Here is an 18,713-nt window from a genome sequence, read left to right as displayed (position 1 = left end):
GGGGCCGGGCGGGTCAGCGGATGGGGTCGTGGACGGTGACGAGCTTGGTGCCGTCGGGGAACGTCGCCTCCACCTGGACGGAGGAGACCATCTCCGGCACGCCCTCCATGACGTCCTCGCGGGCGAGGATCGTGGAGCCCCAGGACATCAGCTCGGCCACGGTCCGGCCGTCCCGGGCGCCCTCCAGCAGCTCGGCGGTGATCAGGGCGACGGCCTCGGGGTGGTTGAGCCGCAGCCCGCGCTCCCGGCGCCGGCGGGCGAGGTCGCCGGCCACGACGACGAGCAGCTTCTCCTGCTCACGGGGTGTCAGGTGCACGGCTCTCCTCGGCGGATGCGGCGGTCGGGGACAGTCGTCACCGTAGGGGCCCCGTGTTTCGGCGAGGTTGACCGGATGTTTCGGGCACGTGCCGTGGCCGGGCCCGGCCGTCCGCGCCCGGGTGCGTCCGGCCGGCGCGACGGTCCGTATGCTGAGCACGGACAGGACGTGCGGTCCGCCGGGACCGCACCGGTGCTCGGGGAGGTCGTGGTGTCGATGCGGAGGTGCCTGCGCGCGCTCGTGGTGGCGGCGCTGCTCGCGGTCCTGGGCTCGGGGTGCGCCCCGGGGTTCCCGAAGGACCCGGAGGGCACCCTCGACCGGGTGCGCGGCGGTGAGCTGCGGGCCGGGGTCTCGGAGAGCCCGCCCTGGGCCGAGGTCGCCGACAGCGGCCGCCCCTCCGGCGTGGAGGTCGAGCTGGTCGAGGAGTTCGCCGACCGGATCGACGCCGAGGTGGTGTGGTACCCCGGCGCCGAGAGCCACCTGATCCGCTCGCTCGAGGGCGGCGACCTCGACGTCGTCGTCGCGGGCCTCACCGACACGTCCCCCTGGACGAAGCACGCCGCCCTCACCCGCCCGCACACGGAGATCGAGACGTGGGACGGGCGCACGGAGAAGATCGTGCTGGCCACCCGGCTGGGGGAGAACGGCTTCCTCACCGAGCTGGAGACCTTCCTCGTGGAACGGGGGGCGGGACGATGAGCCGCACGAGGCAGGAGGCCCGGTTCGGGTCCACCGAGCTCACGGACGGCCAGGCCCGGACCCTGGCGCGCGCGGTGCGCCTGGAGCGGATCACCCTGGGGGTGCTGGCCGTGACCGTGGCCGTCGTGGCACTCGTGGCCGGGCAGTCCCAGGCGATGAAGGTGGCCTGGATCGAGGACTCGCTCTCCTTTCTGCCGCCCCTCGCCTTCCTCGTGGCGGTGCGCATCGCCGGGCGCCGGCCCACGCCGCGCCATCCCTACGGCTACCACCGCTCGGTGGGCGTGGGGCACCTCGTGGCGGCGGTCGCGCTCCTGGCGATGGGCGGCTTCCTGGTGGTGGACTCCGGCTCCGGGCTGCTCACGGGGGAGCGGCCCCCGATCGGCGTCACCAGCCTGTTCGGCACCCCGGTGTGGTCGGGCTGGCTGATGGTCGTGGCGATGACGCTCACCAGCATCCCGCCGGTGATCCTGGGCCGGATGAAGATGGTGCTCGCGGAGGAGCTGCACGACAAGGTGCTCTACGCCGACGCCGACATGAACAAGGCGGACTGGATGACCGGGCTCGCCACGGTCGCCGGCGTGCTGGGCATCGGCATGGGCCTGTGGTGGGCGGACGCGGCGGCGGCGCTCGTGGTGTCCGCCTCGATCCTCAGGGACGGGGTCGGCAACCTCCGGGGGGCCGTGGCGGACCTCGTGGACTCGCGTCCCACCACCTACGACGACGCCGCGCCGCACCCCCTCGTCGGCGAGCTGGAGACGGTGCTGCGCCAGCTGCCCTGGGTGCACCGGGCCGGCGTGCGGGTCCGGGACGAGGGGCACGTCTTCCACGTGGAGGGCTTCGTGGTCCCCGCCGGGGGCGTCCCGCCGACCCTCGAGCAGCTCGCGGCCGCCCGCAGGCGCTGCGCGGACCTGGACTGGAAGATCGAGGACGTGGTCCTGGCCCCCGTGGCGGAGCTGCCGGAGGACCAGGTCCCCCGCTGAGCGGGTGCCCCGGCGGCGGTTTCCCCCGGAGCGGGCCGCCGCCGGGCACCTGCTGCGCGGCGCTCAGATCCGCAGGTGCACCAGGCTGGGGCCGCGCACGGCGAGCGCCTCGACGACCGTGTCGGCCAGGGTCTCCTGCGTCGCCGTGAACCCCACGGCGCCGAAGGCCTCCGCGAGCGCCGGCCAGTCCGGCTGCCGCAGGTCCACGGCCAGCGGGTCGATGCCCCGGTCGGTCATGTTCTGCCGGATCTCGCCGTAGCCGCCGTTGTCCACGCAGATCACCGGCAGGTCCAGGCCCAGCTCCACGGCGGTCATCAGCTCCTGGATCGAGAACATCAGCGCGCCGTCGCCCACGAGGCACAGCACCGGCCGGTCCGGGGCGGCGAGCTTCGCCCCGATCGAGGCCGGCAGCCCGTAGCCCAGGGTCGCGTAGGTGCCCATGTAGAGCAGGGAGCGCGGGTGCCGGGCGCGGAAGAACGTGGTCGAGCCCAGATAGGTGACCTGGGAGGAGTCCCCGCCCACGATCGTGTCCTCGGGCACCACGGACATGATCGTCTCGTTGAGCGCCGCGAGGTCGGGCGCGGTGCGACGGCCCTCGTCGTCGAGCCGGGCGAACACGTCGGTGAGGTCCCGCGGGGGCCGCGGCGCGAGCGGGCCGAGCGCCTCGATGAGCTGCGGGACCACGGCCGCGGAGTGGCCGGGCAGCTCGATGTCCGGGTCGAGGTTGCACAGCATCTGGTCCCGCACGATGTCCACGCGCACGATCGGCCCGGCCGGGGTGATGTCCCCGCCCCACAGCTCGGCCTCGCCCACCTTGGAGCCGATCACGAGCAGGGCGTCGGCCGCGCGCAGGAACTCGTGCGCGGTGGACAGGCGCAGGTCCGCCCCCAGGGAGAGCCGGTGCCGCTCCGGGACGGCGCCCTTGCCGTTGGTCGTGGTGATGACCGGCGCCTCGAGCAGCTCGGCCAGCTCCAGCAGCCGCTCCCCGGCGGGCAGCGAGCCGCCGCCGGCCAGGATCACGGGGTGGGCCGCGCGGCGCAGCACCTCGGCGGCGCGGCGCACGTCCTCGAGCGGCGCCGGCTGCGGGGCGCCCAGCCGGCGCGGGGCCACCTGCCGGTCCGTGAGGTCGAGCTCGGCCTCCAGCACGTCGAGCGGGATCTCGATGTGCACGGGGCGGGGCCGGGAGTGGGCGAAGTCCCGGAAGGCGTCGTGGACCATGGTCACGGCCTCGGCGCCGCTGGTGACCCGGCGGCTGCGGCCCACGATGGCGTCGACGGCCGCGGAGGGGTTCTTCGTCTCGTGCAGCGAGCCGATGTCCCGGAAGTCGTGGCCCACGGGCCGCCCGGGGGAGAGCACGATCATCGGGCGCGACTCGGCGTAGGCGGTGGCCGCCCCGGACAGGGAGTTGAGCAGCCCGGGGCCGGAGGTCGTGATGACGACCCCCGGCAGCCCGGAGATCTGGCTCCACCCGTCGGCCGCGTAGGCGGCGCCCTGCTCGTGCCGGGTGGTGACCGCGCGGATGCCCAGCTCCCGCAGCGGGCGGTAGAACTCCAGGGAGTGGGTGCCGGGGATGCCGAAGACGGTGTCGACCCCGTAGCCGCGGAGGGTCTCCAGCACGGCGCGGGCCGTGGTGCGCCGGGGCCTCACGAGCGGGCTTCCGCCCGGCCGGCGGTGGGGTCGTCGGCGCCGGGGCCCCGGCGGGACGCGGCGATGCGCTCGTCCCAGTGCTGCAGCACCCCGGCGTGCGTGGGGCGGGTCAGCAGCGAGACGACCACGTAGACGAGGGCGGAGCTGAGCAGGCCCAGGTAGATGGGCGCGTTGGCCAGCACGCCGAAGACCGCCATGGACCCGACGGTCACCACGGAGCCCACGAGCATGGACAGGGCGGCGCCGAGGCCGGTGCCCCGGCGCCACACCAGGCCGCCGAGGATCGCGACGAGCAGCCCGCCCACCAGGATGTCGTAGGCGATCGTGAGGGCGGTGACGGTGTCGGACACGAAGATCGAGATCGCGGTGATCACCACGCCGAAGACCAGGACGTAGAGCCGGTCCCCGCGCAGGGCCTCGGTGGTGCCCTCCGGGGCCGGGACGGCGTCGCGCCGGCCCAGGGACCTCAGGGTCGGCACGACGTCGACCCGGGCGACCGTGGCCGCGGCGATGAGCGCTCCCGAGGCCGTGGACATCATGGCGGCCACACCGGCGGCGAGCACGATCCCGCCCAGCCCGGCCGGGACGTACTGCTGGGCCATCGTGGCGAACGCGTCGTCGGGGGAGGTCAGCTCCGGGACCACGGCCGCGGCGGACATCCCGATGACGGCGCCGGCCACGCCGTAGAGCGCCACGTACCCGGCGGCGCCGAGCCCGCCCCAGCGGGCGACCCGCGGGGAGCGGGCGGTGAAGACGCGCTGCCAGATGTCCTGGCCGATGAGCATGCCGAAGCCGTAGACCACGAACTGGGTGATGATCGCCTGCGTGCCCATGCCGCCCCAGGTGAAGAACGACGCGTCGAGCCGCTCGCCCAGCCCGCTCCAGCCGCCCGCGGCGGAGAGGGAGAAGGGCAGCAGGACCAGGAACAGCCCGACCGTCATGAGCACGAACTGCATCATGTCCGTCAGCGTGATCGACCACATGCCGCCCAGCACGGAGTACGCCACCACGACCACGCCGCCGAGCAGGATCGCCCAGGTGCGGTCGAGGGGGAGCAGGACCGAGAAGATCGCCGCGTACGCGGAGGTGGAGGTCACGGAGAGCATCACCGTGTAGGCCAGCATCACGAACGAGGACGCCTTGGCCCCGCCGCGCTCCCCGTAGCGCAGCTGCAGCATCTGCGAGACGGTGAACACCTTCAGCGACTGGATGCGCCCGGCGAAGAGGAGGCTCAGCGCGGCCAGGCCCGTGGCGATCGCCACCACGAGCCACATGCCGGAGATCCCGTAGGTGTAGCCCAGGCCCACGCCGCCGACCGTGGAGGCGCCCCCGAGGACCACGGCGGCCATGGTGCCGGTGTAGAAGCCGGGGCCCAGCCGGCGCCCGGCCACCCGGTAGTCCTCCGCGTTCCGGGCGCGCCGGCTGGCCCAGAGGCCCACCGAGACCATGGCGACCAGGTAGAGCAGGATGATCAGCACGTTCATGGGTGTCACTTCTTCCTCGGGGCCCGGGGAACTCCCGTGGTCGATGGGTGAGTTTCTCGCTGAGAAACAAAAGTTGTCCCACATAGTATGATGCAGATCATGTTTTGAGAACGGGTCCGGGGTGTTGCGACCCGGTAACACCGTCCGGGAGCGAGGAGCCGTCGCCGTGAAAGCACTGCCCATCGAGAGCACCGGCCACTCCGCCGCCGTGGGGTCGCGCCTGCGCAACCACCGGCTGCGCAACCACATGACCATCGACCAGCTCGCCTCCGCCGCCGGTCTCACCAAGGGGTTCGTCAGCCGGGTGGAGCGGGACATCACGTCCCCCTCCGTGGACTCGCTGGTGCGGATGTGCCAGGTGCTGCGCATCGACGTGGGGGCGGTCTTCGCCGGCCCCGCCGACGTCGAGCTCGTCCGGCTCGCCGACGCCCCGCACGTGGACCTCGGCGGGGAGGGCATCGAGGAGCAGCTGGTCACGCCCACGGGCCAGCGCACGGTGCAGGTCATCCGGGCGCGCGTGGCCCCCGGGGGCCGCGGCGAGGAGTCGATGTACAGCATGGACTGCGAGACCGAGGTGCTGCACTTGATCAGCGGCCGCTTCCGGCTCGTGGTCCCGGACCGCACCTACGAGCTCGAGGCCGGGGACACCGTGAGCTTCCCCGGCACCGAGCCCCACACCTGGGAGAACCCCGGGCCCGAGGAGGCCGTGCTGCTGTGGATCCTCGGCTCCTGAGCGCCCCGCCCGTCCATCCCGAACGTCCGTCCACCCGTCCGTCCACCATCCCCCGTCGAGAGGACCGCACCCCATGAACCCCGAGCGCATCACCACCACCGGCGACGACGGCACCCGCGTCGTCGGCCCCGTCAACGCCGCCCTCACCCCGCGCTGGGCCGGTCTGGGCACCTTCGCCCGCCTGCCGCGCACCGACGAGGTGGAGCACACGGACATCGCCGTGGTCGGCGTGCCCTTCGACGCCGGGGTCTCCTACCGGCCCGGCGCCCGCTTCGGCGCCAACCACGTCCGGGAGTCCTCCCGGCTGCTGCGCCCGTACAACCCCGCGCAGAACGTCTCCCCCTTCGCCGGCCGGCAGGTCGCCGACGCCGGGGACATCGTGGCCAACCCGTTCGACATCGGCGAGGCGATCGACACCATCGAGGCCCGGGCCAAGGAGCTGATGGGGGAGTCCACCCAGCTGGTGGCCATCGGCGGGGACCACACCATCGCCCTGCCCCTGCTGCGCGCGGCCCACTCCCGCCACGGCAAGGTGGCCCTGCTGCACTTCGACGCGCACCTGGACACCTGGGACACCTACTTCGGCGCCGAGTACACCCACGGCACCCCGTTCCGCCGCGCCTGGGAGGAGGGCCTGCTCGACACCGACGCCGCCTGCCACGTGGGCACCCGCGGGCCCCTCTACGGCACCGAGGACCTCGACGACGACGCCCGCTTCGGCTTCGGCATCGTCTCCTCCGCCGACGTCATGCGGCTGGGCGTGGACGCCGTCGTGGCGCACCTGCGCCAGCGCGTCGGCGACCGCCCGCTCTACGTCTCCCTGGACATCGACGTCCTGGACCCGGCCCACGCCCCCGGCACCGGCACCCCGGAGGCCGGCGGGATGACCAGCCGCGAGGTGCTGGAGATCCTGCGCGGACTGCGCGGCACGAACGTGGTCGGGGCCGACGTCGTCGAGGTGGCCCCCGCCTACGACCACGCGGAGCTCACCGGGGTGGCGGCCGCGCACGTGGCCTACGAGCTGATCACCCTCCTGGCCATGGGTCCCGGCGCGGCGCCCGGCGGTCCCGCGTACGGGCTGGCCGGCCACGTCTACGGGGCCGCCGCGCCGGAGGACGGGCAGGGGCTGCGGTGACCGGCGGCGCGGCCGCGACCCGCCGCACCGACCCCGTGCCCCGCTTCGCCCACCGCGCCGAGGAGTTCCGCCCGTCCCCGGTCCGTGCCGTGTTCGAGATCGCGCTGCAGCCGGGGATGATCTCCCTGGCCGGCGGCAACCCGGACATGAGCGCGCTCCCGCACGAGGCGGTCGCCGACATGGCCGCCCGGATCCTCGCCGAGCGCGGGCCCGAGGTCCTGCAGTACGGCTCCGGGGCCGGCATCGGGCGGCTGCCGGAGCTGATCGTGGAGCTCATGGGCCTGGAGGGCGCCGAGATCGCCCCGGACCGGATCCAGATCACCACCGGCTCGCAGGCCGGCCTGGACCTGGTGACCAAGCTGTACTGCGACCCGGGGGACGTGGTGGTCGCCGAGGGGCCCACCTACGTGGGCGCCCTGGGGGTGTTCGGCAGCTACGAGGTCGACGTCGAGCACGTGGACGTCGACGACGACGGGCTGGACCCCGAGGCGGTGGCCGAGCGGATCGACGGGCTGCGCGCCGCCGGCCGCACCGTGAAGTTCGTCTACACGGTCCCGAACTTCTCCAACCCCACCGGGGTGACGACTCCCGAGGAGCGGCGCCGCCGGCTCGTGGACGTGTGCGCCGAGCGCGGCGTGCTCGTGCTGGAGGACGACCCCTACGGGCTGCTCGGCTTCGACCGCGCCCACCGGCTGCCGTCCCTGTACTCCCTGGCCCCGGACACGGTGATCCACCTGGGCAGCTTCTCGAAGATCTTCTCCCCGGGGCTGCGGGTGGGGTGGATCGCGGCCGCGCCGGCGGTGCGGGCCCGGCTGCAGATCGCCGCCGAGGCCGTCACGATCCACCCCTCCGTGCTCAGCCAGGAGCTCGCGGCCGCCTACGTCGCCAGCGAGCACTGGCGGCCGTCCCTGGACCGGGCCGTGGCGCTCTACCGCTCCCGCTGCGCGGCCATGATGGAGGCCCTGGAGACGCACCTGCCGGAGGGCGCGCGCTGGACGCGGCCGGCCGGCGGCTTCTTCACCTGGCTGGAGCCGGGGCCGGGGACGGGCGGCGGCGACCTGCTGCGGCGGGCCCTCGACCACGGCGTCGTGCTGGTGCCCGGCGGCGCCTGCTACGCCGACGGCCGCACCACCACGGGCCTGCGCCTGGCCTACTCGGCCACCCCGGAGGCGGAGATCACCGAGGGGGTCCGGCGGATCGGGGAGATGCTGCGGGGCTGAGCCCCGGGGCTCAGGCGAGGACCGCCTCGGCGGCCCGGCGCCCGGAGGCCAGGGCGCCCTGGGTCGACCCGGTGGTGCGGTGGTCGCCGCACACGTAGAGGCCGTCGCCGAGCGCGGCGGGGCGCTCGGCCACGCGCCCGGGCGGCTGCTCGGGCAGGGCGTGGCGGATCTCGTGCACGGTGAGCAGGTCCCACGCGGAGGCGTCCGTCCCCCAGATCCGGCCCAGCTGGCCCCGGACGTCGGCCTCCGCGGGCAGGGCGGCGCCGCGCGGCAGGAGGGCGCTGGCCTGGACGAGGGCCCGTCCGTCCGGGGCGTAGCTGGGGGCCGCGTTGCTGACCACGGCGGTGTCGACGAGGGGGCCGCCGGTGCGCCCGGGCAGGACCAGGCACGCCAAGTCGGAGGGCGCGGCCTCCGCGGCGAACCACCACCTGGCCTCGCTCTTCATCGGGGTCGCCGGCAGGTCGAGCAGCCCGGCCGCGGCCGGGGCCTCCGTGGCCACGACCACGGAGGGCGCCCGCCAGGTGCCGTTCCCGGCGCCCACGGACCAGCCCGTGCCGGTGCGCTCCAGGGCCCGGACGGGGGTGTCCAGGACGGCGGGCGTGCGCAGCCCGTCGTGGATCCACTCCGGCAGCGCACCCATCCCGCCGGCCGGCAGGCCCGGGGTGCCGAGCAGGAACCAGCCCACCAGCTCCCGCACGAAGGCGGCGGAGGTGCGGCCCTCGTCCTCCAGGATCACCCCCGCCAGGAACGGCTCGAGCACAAGGTCGCGCAGCGGGCCCCGCACCCCGGCGCGGTCGAGGGACTCGTGCCACGGCCGGTCGTGCTCCTCCTGCCGCCGCGCGCCCGGGTCCAGGCCGGGGGCGAGCCAGGCCAGCAGGGCCGGCAGCCGCCGCAGCTCCACCCAGGGGCTGCGCAGGGTCTCCACCAGGCGGCGGGGGACCCGCCGCGGGTCGGCCAGGACGTCGATCCCGTCGCCGCGGGGGATCCCGGCCGCCGCGTCGAAGGACTGCAGGCCCAGGGCCGCGACCTCCACGCTGTGCCGCAGCTCGGTGTAGGCGGGGTTGAGCACCTGGAAGCCGCGGTCGCAGCGGAAGCCGTCGACCAGGTCGGTGCGCACCCGGCCCCCCACCCCGTCCGAGGCCTCGAGGACCGCGACGTCCAGGCCGTGCTGCTCGAGCAGGCGGGCGCACTGCAGGCCGGACAGTCCGGCGCCGACGACGATCACGTCATGGTCCACGGGGATCCTCCTAGGGGGTCGGGACGGCCTCGGCCGGACGGGCGTGCGCGGCGGGTGCCGCGGGGCGGGCGGGGATCGTGAACAGCGCCGACTCCACGGTCAGCCCGGGGCCGAAGGCCAGGGCGCACACGGTGCGGTCCTCGCCCGGCGGGGCCGCGTCGATCACCTGGCGCAGCACGTGCAGGACGGTCACGCTGCTCATGTTCCCGCGGCTGGCCAGCACGTCGCGCGACTCGCGCAGCGCCTCGGGGGGCAGGCCCAGCGTGTGCTCGAGCTTGTCGAGGATGCCCCGGCCGCCCGGGTGCAGCGCCCAGTCGGTGATGCTCCCGCGGTCCACGGCGCCGTCCGGACCCTCCAGCAGGGCCTCCAGGGCGGCGTGGATGTTGTCCTCCAGCACCTGCGGCACGGCCGCGCCGAGGATCATCTCGAACCCGGCGTCGCCGATGGTCCACGCCATGGCCTGTTCGCCGTCGGGGATGACGAGGGTGCGGAACCGGTCGAGCTGCAGCAGCGGCAGGCACCCGTCGGGGACCCGCGCGCCGACCAGGGCCGCCGCCGCGCCGTCGGCGAAGAGGGCGGCGCCCCGGATGGCGTCCGCATCCCGGGCCGGGCGCAGGTGCAGCGTGCACAGCTCCACGGCCACGAGCAGCACCACCGCGTCCGGGTCCGCGGTGGCGATGGCCGCCGCCTGCCGCAGCCCGATCAGCCCGCCGTGGCAGCCCATGAAGCCGATGTGCGACCGGCGCGTGGCGGGGTTCAGCCCGAGGTCCCGCACCAGGTGGTAGTCGGGGCCGGGGGCGAAGAACCCGGTGCAGGAGACGGTGACCACGTCCGTGATGGAGGCGGGGTCCAGCGCGGGGCAGCGGGCCAGGGCGTCCCGGGCGGCCTCGGCGAACAGACGGGGGGCCTCCGCCATGTAGGTGCGGTTGCGGGCGCCGGTGAGCGGCGCCCGGAACGTGCCGTCCCCGGTGATGTAGGGCGAGTCGTCCCGCGCGTCCTGGTCGACCAGCTCGGAGAGCACCGTGTGCCGGCGCGCGACCCCGGAGGCGCCGAACACCGTGCGCAGCAGCCGGGCGTTGAGCCGGTCGGTGCCGGGCTGGGCCTGGTAGAGGTCCTGGGCGTCGGTCTGCTCGAGCACGTGCGGCGGGAGGGCCGTGCCGAGGGACAGGAGTGCGGGCGTCATCCCGTCCAGTATCCGTGCTGGCACCGACAGCCGCCACGGAGGACGCGCGGGGAGCCCCCGGGCGGGACCGGGCGGCCGGGCGGGCCCGCACCGGCCGGACCCGCCCGGCGCGGGCTCAGACGGTCGTCGTCGCGGCGTCGAAGTCCAGCCGCGGCAGCCGGTCGTGGCGCGGGGCGGCGGGGGCGCCGATGTTCACGACCATGAACGAGCGCAGGCCGGTCCCGGCGTGGAACGCGGCGTCCACCCCGGGGGCGTCGAAGCCGGCCATGGGGCCCGCGGCCAGGCCCATGGCGCGCACGGCCAGCACGAAGTACCCGGCCTGCAGGTGGGCGTTGTCCCGGCCCATCAGGGTGCGCAGCTCCTCGTTGCCGGCGAACGTCGCCTGGTTGCCGGCGGCGGGCGGGAACACCTCGGGCAGGTGCTCGTGCCAGTCGGTGTCGTAGCTGAGCACGGCGACCGCGGGGGCGCCGGCCGTCTTGGCCCGGTTGCCCTCGGCCAGGAGCGGGAGCAGGCGCTCCCTGGCCTCCGCGGAGCGGATCCACGTCACGCGCAGCGGCTGGATGTTCATGGCCGTGGGGCCCATCCGGGTGAGGTCGAAGATCGCGCGCAGCTGCTCGTCGCCCACGGGCTCGTCGACGAACTCCGAGGCGGTGCGCGCCCGGCGGAAGAGGAGGTCGGCGGAGGCGGCGTCGAGGACGGCCCGGTCCTGGAGGACGTCGGTGGTCATGGGAGTTCCTTCCCGGTCGGCAACGATTGCTGTACGCGTCAACAAAATGCGGGACGGTTCCATGCCCGGCACCGCTGTGCCGTGCGTCACGGGCGCGCCGGTAGGGTGGGCCCATGTCCTCCGCCCCGGCCGCCGCCCGCCGCGCCCTGCTCCTGGGCGCGGCCCTGACGGGGACGGGGGCGCTGCACCTCGCGCGCCCGGCGCCCTTCGACGGGCTGATCCCCCGGGTCCTGCCCGGCCCGGCGCGGGCGTGGACCCTGGGCTCGGGCGTGGCGGAGCTGGGGGTCGGGGCGCTGCTGCTGCACCCGTCCACCCGTCGGGGCGGCGGCTGGGCCGCGGCGGCCCTGTTCGTGGGGGTGTGGCCGGGCAACCTCACCATGGCCTGGCGCGCCCGCCGGGCCTCGCCGGCGCGGCGGACCGTGGCGCTCGTGCGGCTGCCGCTGCAGCTGCCGCTGATCCGCGCGGCGCTGCGGGTGGCCCGGGAGGCCTGAGCGCCCGGACCGCGCCCCGTACGGCCGCGTTCGCATTCGGTCACACGCGCGCACCCTCCCTACGCTGAGCACAGCACAGGAGTGGGGGCTCCGTTTCCGCAGGGGGTCGCTCCCGCTCCAGTCCATCGGGGGGTGGAACCGCGTGCTCCGTGCCGCCTCCCGCCGACCGGCCGGAGGAACTCCCGTGACGCCCACCCGCAGCACCACCGTCTCCCTGGCACTGGCTGCCGCGCTCGCCCTCGTCCCGCTGGGCTCCGCCGCGGCGACCGCGGCCCCGCAGCCCGGCCCGGAGGCCGTGCCCTCCGCCGCCGCGCCGGCGGAGGCGACCGACCGCGTCGTCGTGAAGTTCCGCGAGGGGACCGTCCCGGAGGACTCCCGGGAGGACGTCTACGCGCGGGCCGCGGAGCACGCGGGGGGCGGACTCGTCGAGACCACGACCACCGCGGACGGCGCCCGGGTGCTGCACGCCGGCGGCATGCTCGCCGGCGCCGAGCTCGAGACCCTCACCACGGCCCTGGAGCAGGACCCCGCCGTGGAGTACGCGGTGCCGGACCTGCTGGCCGCCCCGGCCGCCGTGCCGAACGACCCCTCCTACGCCGCCCGGCAGTGGAGCCTGTGGGACGACCCGGCCGGGCTGGGCATGCCCCCCGCCTGGGACCTGGCCACCGGGGCCGGGCAGACCATCGCCGTGGTGGACACCGGCATCACCGCCCACCCGGACCTGGACGCCAACGTGCTGCCGGGCTACGACTTCGTCTCCACGGCGGAGAACGGGCGGGACGGCGACGGGTGGGACGCGGACCCGTCCGACGAGGGCGACTACCCGGACGCGGTCCTGTGCCCCGCCAGCCCCATGCCGTCGACCTCCACCTGGCACGGCACGCACACCGCCGGCATCGCCGCGGCGGACGCCGACAACGGGCAGGGTGTCGCCGGGGTGGCCCCGGACGCCCGGATCCTCCCCGTGCGCGCCGTGGGCGCCTGCAGCCAGGGCTACATCACGGACGTGGCCGCGGGCGTCGCCTGGGCCAGCGGCGCCGCGGTGCCGGGGGTGCCCGCCAACCCGAACCCGGCCACGGTCATCAACCTCAGCCTCGGCGTCCCGGGGGAGTGCCCGCCGGTCCTGCAGGCGGCGATCGACGCGGCCCTGGGGCGCGGGATCCCCGTGGTCGTGGCCGCCGGCAACCAGGCCATGGACGCCGCCCGGTCGGCGCCGGCCAACTGCGCCGGGGTCATCTCGGTCGCCGCCACGGACGTCTCCGGCGCGCTGGCCTCGTACTCCAACTTCGGCTCGGTGACGCTCGCGGCCCCCGGCGGCGACCCGTACGCGCAGATCCTGTCCACGGGCAACGCCGGGGCCCAGGCCCCGGCCGGACCGTCGTACACGGAGCGCAACGGCACCTCCATGGCCGCCCCGGCCGTCTCCGGCGTGGTGGCCCTGCTCCGCGAGCGGTCCCCGGGGCTCGGCGTGGACGGGATCCGCGCCGCGCTCACCGGCACGGCCCGGCAGGCCCCGGGCGGCTGCGCCCCCGGCTGCGGCGCCGGGATCGTGGACCCCGTCTCGGCGCTGGTCGAGGCGCAGGGCGGCGAGCCCTTCAGCACCGCCGGAGGCATCGGCGCCCTGCACCGGAAGATCGCCGCGAGCGCCGGCGAGCCCCGCTCTCGGGAGCTGTGCGCGCTCGGCGGGACCCCGTGCTTCCAGGAGTTCGCCAACGGGTGGATCGTCTGGAGCGCCGGCACGGGCGCCCGCTGGACGGCGGTCCTGCCGGCGCAGTGGTGGGGGATCGCCTCCGCCGGCTGATCCCGGACCCGCCGCGACGGCGCCGTCCACCCCGGGGTGGACGGCGCCGTCCGCGTGCGCCCCTCGCCGGGCGGCCCGGAGCGGTGCGGAACGTCCCATTCCGTAACAGGAGCGAACGCTTCGTACGCTGGAGCGCAGCCGCGCCGGCCGCCCCGGGCCCTCGCGACCGGCGCGCCGCCCGGCCCCGGCGGCGCCCTGCCCCCCACGGCTGGAGCCCCCCATGACGTCCTTCCGCGCCCGCGTCCTGCCCGGCGCGCTCTCCGGCCTCCTCGCGGCGGCCCTGGTCCTCGCCCCGTGCGCCGCCACGGTCCCCGCACAGGCACGGCCCCGCCCCGAGCGCACGGTCCCGGCGCCCGGGACCGCGCCGTCGCCGGGCGCCGCCACGACCGCCCAGCACCGGCCCGTGCCCGCGGACCGGCACCGCGCCGGGCCGGGGACGCCGGCCGGGGGCGGGACCGACCGCGTCGTCGTGAAGTTCCGGGCGGGCGCGACCCCTGCACCGCCGGCCCGCGAACGGGTCTACCGGGCGGCCACCGAGCGGGCCGGGCGGGACGGCTCGGCGGGGCACGCGCGTCCGGACCCGGCGCCGGAGCTGGAGGAGATCGCCGAGACCGTAGGAGCGGCGAAGGTCGTGGCGGCCGACGAGTTCCTCGACGCGCAGGAGGCCGAGGCCCTGGCCGGCGCCCTCGAGCAGGACCCGGCGGTCGAGTACGCCGAGCCCGACCACCTGGTGGGCGTCGCCTCGGTGCCCGACGACCCCTACTACGGGCCGTCGCAGTGGAACCTGCACCCCACGCGCGCGGGCCTCGGACTGCCCCGCGCGTGGGACCGGGCGACCGGTGCGGGCCAGACCATCGCGATCGTGGACACCGGGATCACCGCCCACCCCGACCTGGACGCCGGGGTCCTGCCGGGCTACGACTTCGTCACCCAGGCCGAGCACGGCGTGCCGCGCGGCAACTCCCGCGACGGCGACGGATGGGACCCCGACCCGAGGGACGAGGGGGACCACGCGGGCGAGGACGAGTGCCGGCCCGGCGCCGCGGCCGTGCCCTCCTCCTGGCACGGCACCCACACGGCCGGCACCGCGGCGGCGCGCGGCGGCAACGCGACCGGCGTGGCCGGCGTGGCCTACGACGCCCGGATCCTGCCGGTGCGCGCCCTGGGCGCCTGCGGCGAGGGCTACGTGTCGGACATCGCCGTGGCCGTCGCCTGGGCCGCCGGCCACGACGTCGGCAGCGGGGTGCCGGTCAACCCCCACCGCGCCACCGTGGTCAACCTCAGCCTCAGCTTCTCCTCCGACAGCTGCCCGGCCGTCCTCCAGGAGGCCGTCGACCGGGCGCTCTCCGCCGGGACGAGCGTGGTCGTGGCGGCGGGCAACCACGACCGGGACGCCCGCACGGAGTCCCCCGCCAACTGCCGGGGCGTGATCTCCGTGGCCGCCTCCACCGCCTACGGCACCCGCGCCCCGTACTCCAACTGGGGGGCCGTCACCCTGACGGCTCCCGGCGGGGACGTCTCCCGCAGGGTGTGGTCGACCACCAACAGCGGGGCCACCCGCCCCGAGGCCGGCAGCTACGCCGGCAAGTACGGCACCTCGATGGCCAGCCCCACGGTGGCGGGGGTCGTCGCCCTCCTGCGTCAGGCCGCCCCCGGCCTGACCCCGGCCCAGGTCCGGAGCCACCTGGTGGCCACGGCCCGGCCGCTGCCCGGGCAGTGCCCGGGCGGCTGCGGCGCGGGCCTGGTCGACCCGGCGGCGGCGCTCGCCCGGGCGACGGCGCAGCAGGGGCACACCACGCGGGGCGCCATCGGGCGGCTGCACGGGCGGATCCGCTCCGCCACCGGGGAGCCGCGCTCGCCCGAGGTCTGCGGGCTGCCGCAGGGCGGGTGCTCCCAGGAGTTCGCCCGGGGTGCCATCTACTGGACGCCGGCCACGGGCGCCCACTGGGTGCACGGGGCCGTGCGCGCGGCCTGGAGCCGCTCCGGGGGCGCCGGCGGCCGCCTCGGCTATCCCCGCTCCGGGGAGCGCGGGGACGGCACCGGCGGGGTCCACCAGTCGTTCCAGCGCGGCAGGACCGTGTGGAGCCCCGGCACCGGGGCGGCGGTCCTGCGCGGGGCCATCGGGGCGCACTACGCCGCGACCGGCGGCGAGCAGGGGGTGCTGGGGCGCCCCCGGGGCAACGAGCGCGGCGGCCCGGCCGGAGGCGCCCACCAGGCCTTCGAGCGGGGCAGGATCCTGTGGTCGCCGGCCACGGGGGCGCACGCCGTGCGCGGGGCGATCGGCCGCGCCCACGCCGACCTGGGCGGGGAGGCGGGGCGCCTGGGCTATCCGGTGGGTCCGGCGCGGAGCGCCGGCGGGGCGACCGTCCAGTCCTTCCAGGGCGGGTCGGTGGCCTACCGCCAGGGCCGGATCATGATCTCCGCCCGCTGACCCGGTCCGCGGCCGCCCTTCCGCGGCCCCGGGGCCGTGCGCTCAGCTGTTGAGCCGGTGGATGCGGCCGCTGAGGACGGTGGCGAAGCCGCACCAGCCGGCGTAGGGCAGCAGCGCGACGCCGAGCAGCGGCCGCACCTGCCCGGCGCGGCGGGCCAGATCGGCGGAGCTGGCCGTCAGCGCCGCCGCCGCGACCGTGGCCGAGGCGGTGTCGTGCCTGCCGAAGAACACCCAGCTCCACCCCGCGTTGAGGGCGAGGTTCACGGCGAGCGCGGTGCGGTAGCTGCGCCGGCGCCGGGCCGCGGCCGAGGGCGTGTCCCCGGGACGGGGCCGGCGGATGACCCCGCCGCGGTCGCGGTGCCCGTGCCGCCCCGGGCGGGTCCGCCGCTGCAGCTCCGTCAGCACCGCCGCGGACGTGACCGCCAGGTCGGCGTAGAGCGCGGTCCACACCACGGGGAAGACCGCCGGAGGCGGCTGCAGGGCCGGGGTGCGCAGGTTCGCGTACCAGGTGCTGTCCACCCCCGACGCGGTGGCGGCGCTGCCGGCCGCGGCGGCGGCCGCGGTCTGGGCGGAGGTCTTGAGCAGCTGCGTCCAGAACATGGTCTATTCCGTTCCCTCGGCGGTCCTGTTCGGTGGGTCCAGCCTATGCCGGGCCCAGGCGCCGAGGATCCCCGCCACCAGGGAGCCGGCGCTGCCGGCGGCCAGGTCCCCCATGGTGTCCGTGTAGCCGACCTGCACGCGCGGGTCGACCAGCGCGTAGCCGGCGAACTCCACGTACTCCCAGACCAGGGCCAGCGCGGCGCCGAGGGCGGTGACCACCAGGACGTGGGACACGGGGCCGGGCGTGCGCAGCCGGCCCCACCGCTCGAGGGCGCGGAAGGCCAGCTCGGCCAGCACGGCGGTCGCCGAGAAGTGGACCACCAGGTCCCAGTGCGCCAGCCGCTCGTACAGCAGGAACACGGAGCTCCACGCGGCGACCAGCAGCAGCAGGTCCGTGGCCAGCTCCAGGAACGCCGGCAGCCGGGCCCGCCAGGTGATCGTGATGCCCAGGCACACCAGCATCATCACGGCGGCGCCCGGGATGTTGAAGAACACGGCCGTGAGCAGCACGGACAGCGGGCCCGCCCACCGGGTCGCGAGCACGACCCACCTCATGCGCCGCTCCGGCCGGCACGGTGCCCCAGGCGCGCCTGCCAGCGCTCCCCCGGGCGCTCCTCGGCCCAGTTCACCCGGATCGTCCGCACGGCCCGCGCCAGCCGGCGGACGGCGGGGCGCCCGGCCCGCAGGGCCCGCGGCGACATCCCCACCGCGAGCCCGGGCCGGTACAGGAGGCGGCGCCCCGGGGCCAGGCGGAAGCTGAGGTCGAGGTCGTCGTGCAGCTCCGGGTCGTGGCGGTGCACACCGTCCCGGACCTCGAGCCACCAGGACCGGCGCATGGCCATGTTGGTGCCGAACAGGGGCGGGTGGCCCAGGGCCGAGGCCGTGCTGAGCACGTACAGGCCCATGTAGAGCTCGGAGAGCAGCCGGCCCGCCCCGGGCGGCAGGCCCAGGAAGCGGCCCGGCCCGGCGACGGCCACCGCGTCCGGGCAGGCCTCGAGGGAGTCCAGCAGCCCGGCGATCCATCCCGGGCCCGGCACGGTGTCGGCGTCGCAGCGCACCACCACGTCCCCGCGGGCGGCGTCGTAGCCGGTGGCCGCGGCGGCGGGGATGCCGGGCCGGGGCTCGGGCACCACGCGCGCCCCGGCGGCCCGGGCCACGTCCGGGGTGCTGTCGCGGGAGGCATTGTCCACGACCACGATCTCGTCCGGCGGGCGGGTCTGGGCGGCGATCAGCCGCAGGCACCGGGCCAGGTGCGCGGCGTCGTCGCGGGCGGGGACGACCACGGACACGGTGGGGGACCAGGGCCGGGGATCGGGGGGCGGGGGCGGGCCGGTCCGGTCTCTGCTGTCCGTCATGGACCCATTGTCGCGCAGGGGCCGCCTACAATCGGCACATGCAGGCCGAGGAGGGCACGACGAGCACGCCCGGGGGCGCACCGCCGGAGCCGGGGGCGCACCGGGATCGCAGGGGGTTCGACGTCCTCTTCCTGCTCCAGCACTTCAGCACCGAGGCCGAGCGCTACGCGGACCAGGTCCGGCGCCGCTACGGCCTGGCGCACAAGGACGTCCACGCCCTCAACGAGGTGATGCAGGCCAACCGGGAGGGGCGGCCGGTGCGGGCCGGGGACATCGCCCGCCGGCTCGTGCTCAGCGGGTCGGCGACCACCACGGTCATCAAGCGCCTGGTCTCCGCGGGACACCTCGTGCGCTCGATCGACGAGCGCGACCGCCGGGAGGTGAGCCTGCGGGCCACCGAGCACGCCCACCGGGCCGGCCGCGAGATGTTCGCGCCGATGACCGAGGAGGTCCTGGCGGTGCTGGAGGAGTGCGGCGACGACGAGATCGAGGTCCTGCGGCGGCGGCTGCCCCAGCTCACGGACGCGGTGCGCCGCGCCGGCCGGCGCGCCGCGGAGGGCGGGCCCCCGGGGCCGGCAGCGGCGGCGGGAACAGCGGGGGGAACGGCGGTGGGAACGGCTCCGCCGGCGCCCGGCGCGTCCGCGGCCGGGGGATGACCCGGGCGAACGCTTCGA

Annotated in this window: 18 protein-coding genes; 9 read left to right on the top strand and 9 right to left on the bottom strand. The window is 76.3% G+C overall.

Annotated elements, in window-relative coordinates:
- Positions 1-13: 13 nt before the first annotated feature.
- A complete protein-coding gene (locus ACWCOM_RS10930) occupies positions 14-316 on the bottom strand; it encodes an urease subunit gamma (RefSeq protein ID WP_162459914.1) in 303 nt (100 codons plus the stop codon).
- 168 nt (positions 317-484) lie between these two features.
- Between ACWCOM_RS10930 and ACWCOM_RS10925 the strand changes: the two genes are divergently transcribed.
- Together ACWCOM_RS10925 and ACWCOM_RS10920 are read left to right on the top strand one after the other, a co-directional pair.
- Positions 485-1,015, top strand: coding sequence for a substrate-binding periplasmic protein (locus tag ACWCOM_RS10925; protein ID WP_454548773.1), 531 nt, complete (start codon positions 485-487; stop codon positions 1,013-1,015).
- A complete protein-coding gene (locus tag ACWCOM_RS10920) occupies positions 1,012-1,995 on the top strand; it encodes a cation transporter (protein ID WP_454548772.1) in 984 nt (327 codons plus the stop codon). Before ACWCOM_RS10925 ends, ACWCOM_RS10920 begins: the two co-directional genes overlap by 4 nt.
- Before the next feature lie 63 nt (positions 1,996-2,058).
- Here the strand turns inward: ACWCOM_RS10920 and ACWCOM_RS10915 are convergent, their stop codons facing one another.
- Positions 2,059-3,642, bottom strand: coding sequence for a thiamine pyrophosphate-binding protein (locus ACWCOM_RS10915; RefSeq protein WP_454548771.1), 1,584 nt, complete (start codon positions 3,640-3,642; stop codon positions 2,059-2,061).
- On the bottom strand, positions 3,639-5,126 hold the full coding sequence (locus tag ACWCOM_RS10910; RefSeq protein ID WP_454548770.1) for a sodium:solute symporter: 1,488 nt from the start codon (positions 5,124-5,126) through the stop codon (positions 3,639-3,641). Before ACWCOM_RS10910 ends, ACWCOM_RS10915 begins: the two co-directional genes overlap by 4 nt.
- A gap of 166 nt (positions 5,127-5,292) precedes the next feature.
- Here ACWCOM_RS10910 and ACWCOM_RS10905 point away from each other — a divergent pair, with 166 nt between their 5' ends.
- The 3 genes from ACWCOM_RS10905 to ACWCOM_RS10895 all read left to right on the top strand — a co-directional run bounded on the left by ACWCOM_RS10905 (position 5,293) and on the right by ACWCOM_RS10895 (position 8,214).
- The gene (locus ACWCOM_RS10905) at positions 5,293-5,859 is read left to right on the top strand and encodes a helix-turn-helix domain-containing protein (protein WP_454548769.1); all 567 of its coding nucleotides are present in this window, start codon (positions 5,293-5,295) and stop codon (positions 5,857-5,859) included.
- A gap of 73 nt (positions 5,860-5,932) precedes the next feature.
- Positions 5,933-6,994 (top strand): agmatinase, encoded by a 1,062-nt coding sequence (gene speB, locus ACWCOM_RS10900; protein WP_454548768.1) that lies wholly within the window; start codon positions 5,933-5,935, stop codon positions 6,992-6,994.
- Entirely contained in the window at positions 6,991-8,214 is a 1,224-nt protein-coding gene (locus tag ACWCOM_RS10895; RefSeq protein ID WP_454548767.1) for an aminotransferase-like domain-containing protein, read from the top strand. Before speB ends, ACWCOM_RS10895 begins: the two co-directional genes overlap by 4 nt.
- A gap of 10 nt (positions 8,215-8,224) precedes the next feature.
- On the opposite strand, the gene ACWCOM_RS10890 is transcribed toward ACWCOM_RS10895, so the two are convergent.
- From ACWCOM_RS10890 to ACWCOM_RS10880, 3 genes are all read right to left on the bottom strand, one after another.
- Positions 8,225-9,451 carry an NAD(P)/FAD-dependent oxidoreductase gene (locus ACWCOM_RS10890; protein ID WP_454548766.1) on the bottom strand — a complete coding sequence of 409 codons (1,227 nt, stop codon included), beginning with the start codon at positions 9,449-9,451 and terminating at the stop codon, positions 8,225-8,227.
- Positions 9,452-9,461: 10 nt separating this feature from the next.
- Positions 9,462-10,634, bottom strand: coding sequence for a type III polyketide synthase (locus tag ACWCOM_RS10885; RefSeq protein ID WP_454548765.1), 1,173 nt, complete (start codon positions 10,632-10,634; stop codon positions 9,462-9,464).
- Positions 10,635-10,749: 115 nt separating this feature from the next.
- Complete coding sequence (locus ACWCOM_RS10880) at positions 10,750-11,361, bottom strand: malonic semialdehyde reductase (RefSeq protein ID WP_454548764.1); 612 nt, start codon at positions 11,359-11,361, stop codon at positions 10,750-10,752.
- Positions 11,362-11,474: 113 nt separating this feature from the next.
- On the opposite strand from ACWCOM_RS10880, the gene ACWCOM_RS10875 reads away from it, so the two are divergent.
- The 3 genes from ACWCOM_RS10875 to ACWCOM_RS10865 all read left to right on the top strand — a co-directional run bounded on the left by ACWCOM_RS10875 (position 11,475) and on the right by ACWCOM_RS10865 (position 16,084).
- Complete coding sequence (locus tag ACWCOM_RS10875) at positions 11,475-11,852, top strand: DoxX family protein (RefSeq protein WP_454548763.1); 378 nt, start codon at positions 11,475-11,477, stop codon at positions 11,850-11,852.
- A 184-nt stretch (positions 11,853-12,036) separates the two neighbouring features.
- Positions 12,037-13,653 carry a S8 family serine peptidase gene (locus ACWCOM_RS10870; protein ID WP_454548762.1) on the top strand — a complete coding sequence of 539 codons (1,617 nt, stop codon included), beginning with the start codon at positions 12,037-12,039 and terminating at the stop codon, positions 13,651-13,653.
- Positions 13,654-13,873: 220 nt separating this feature from the next.
- On the top strand, positions 13,874-16,084 hold the full coding sequence (locus ACWCOM_RS10865; RefSeq protein ID WP_454548761.1) for a S8 family serine peptidase: 2,211 nt from the start codon (positions 13,874-13,876) through the stop codon (positions 16,082-16,084).
- 42 nt (positions 16,085-16,126) lie between these two features.
- Here ACWCOM_RS10865 and ACWCOM_RS10860 read toward each other — a convergent pair whose 3' ends face one another.
- The 3 genes from ACWCOM_RS10860 to ACWCOM_RS10850 are packed head-to-tail and all read right to left on the bottom strand — an operon-like array spanning position 16,127 to position 18,039.
- On the bottom strand, positions 16,127-16,684 hold the full coding sequence (locus ACWCOM_RS10860) for a TspO/MBR family protein (RefSeq protein ID WP_454548760.1): 558 nt from the start codon (positions 16,682-16,684) through the stop codon (positions 16,127-16,129).
- Between the two features lie 3 nt (positions 16,685-16,687).
- Positions 16,688-17,239 carry a hypothetical protein gene (locus tag ACWCOM_RS10855; protein WP_454548759.1) on the bottom strand — a complete coding sequence of 184 codons (552 nt, stop codon included), beginning with the start codon at positions 17,237-17,239 and terminating at the stop codon, positions 16,688-16,690.
- A complete protein-coding gene (locus ACWCOM_RS10850) occupies positions 17,236-18,039 on the bottom strand; it encodes a glycosyltransferase family A protein (RefSeq protein ID WP_454548758.1) in 804 nt (267 codons plus the stop codon). Before ACWCOM_RS10850 ends, ACWCOM_RS10855 begins: the two co-directional genes overlap by 4 nt.
- Before the next feature lie 38 nt (positions 18,040-18,077).
- On the opposite strand from ACWCOM_RS10850, the gene ACWCOM_RS10845 reads away from it, so the two are divergent.
- Complete coding sequence (locus ACWCOM_RS10845; protein ID WP_454548757.1) at positions 18,078-18,695, top strand: MarR family winged helix-turn-helix transcriptional regulator; 618 nt, start codon at positions 18,078-18,080, stop codon at positions 18,693-18,695.
- Positions 18,696-18,713 lie beyond the last annotated feature (18 nt).

It is taken from the genome of Kocuria sp. KH4, from assembly GCF_053711175.1.
Note: the sequence above shows the minus strand (reverse complement) of the source record. Positions and strands in the feature narration are given on the sequence as shown.

Coding starts and splice junctions, on each gene's coding strand:
- ACWCOM_RS10920 (WP_454548772.1), top strand. CDS start 1,012: ATGAGCCGCACGAGGCAGGAGGCCCGGTTCGGGTCCACCGAGCTCACG.
- ACWCOM_RS10910 (WP_454548770.1), bottom strand. CDS start 5,126: ATGAACGTGCTGATCATCCTGCTCTACCTGGTCGCCATGGTCTCGGTG.
- speB (WP_454548768.1), top strand. CDS start 5,933: ATGAACCCCGAGCGCATCACCACCACCGGCGACGACGGCACCCGCGTC.
- ACWCOM_RS10885 (WP_454548765.1), bottom strand. CDS start 10,634: ATGACGCCCGCACTCCTGTCCCTCGGCACGGCCCTCCCGCCGCACGTG.
- ACWCOM_RS10880 (WP_454548764.1), bottom strand. CDS start 11,361: ATGACCACCGACGTCCTCCAGGACCGGGCCGTCCTCGACGCCGCCTCC.
- ACWCOM_RS10875 (WP_454548763.1), top strand. CDS start 11,475: ATGTCCTCCGCCCCGGCCGCCGCCCGCCGCGCCCTGCTCCTGGGCGCG.
- ACWCOM_RS10865 (WP_454548761.1), top strand. CDS start 13,874: ATGACGTCCTTCCGCGCCCGCGTCCTGCCCGGCGCGCTCTCCGGCCTC.
- ACWCOM_RS10860 (WP_454548760.1), bottom strand. CDS start 16,684: ATGTTCTGGACGCAGCTGCTCAAGACCTCCGCCCAGACCGCGGCCGCC.
- ACWCOM_RS10855 (WP_454548759.1), bottom strand. CDS start 17,239: ATGAGGTGGGTCGTGCTCGCGACCCGGTGGGCGGGCCCGCTGTCCGTG.
- ACWCOM_RS10850 (WP_454548758.1), bottom strand. CDS start 18,039: ATGACGGACAGCAGAGACCGGACCGGCCCGCCCCCGCCCCCCGATCCC.
- ACWCOM_RS10845 (WP_454548757.1), top strand. CDS start 18,078: ATGCAGGCCGAGGAGGGCACGACGAGCACGCCCGGGGGCGCACCGCCG.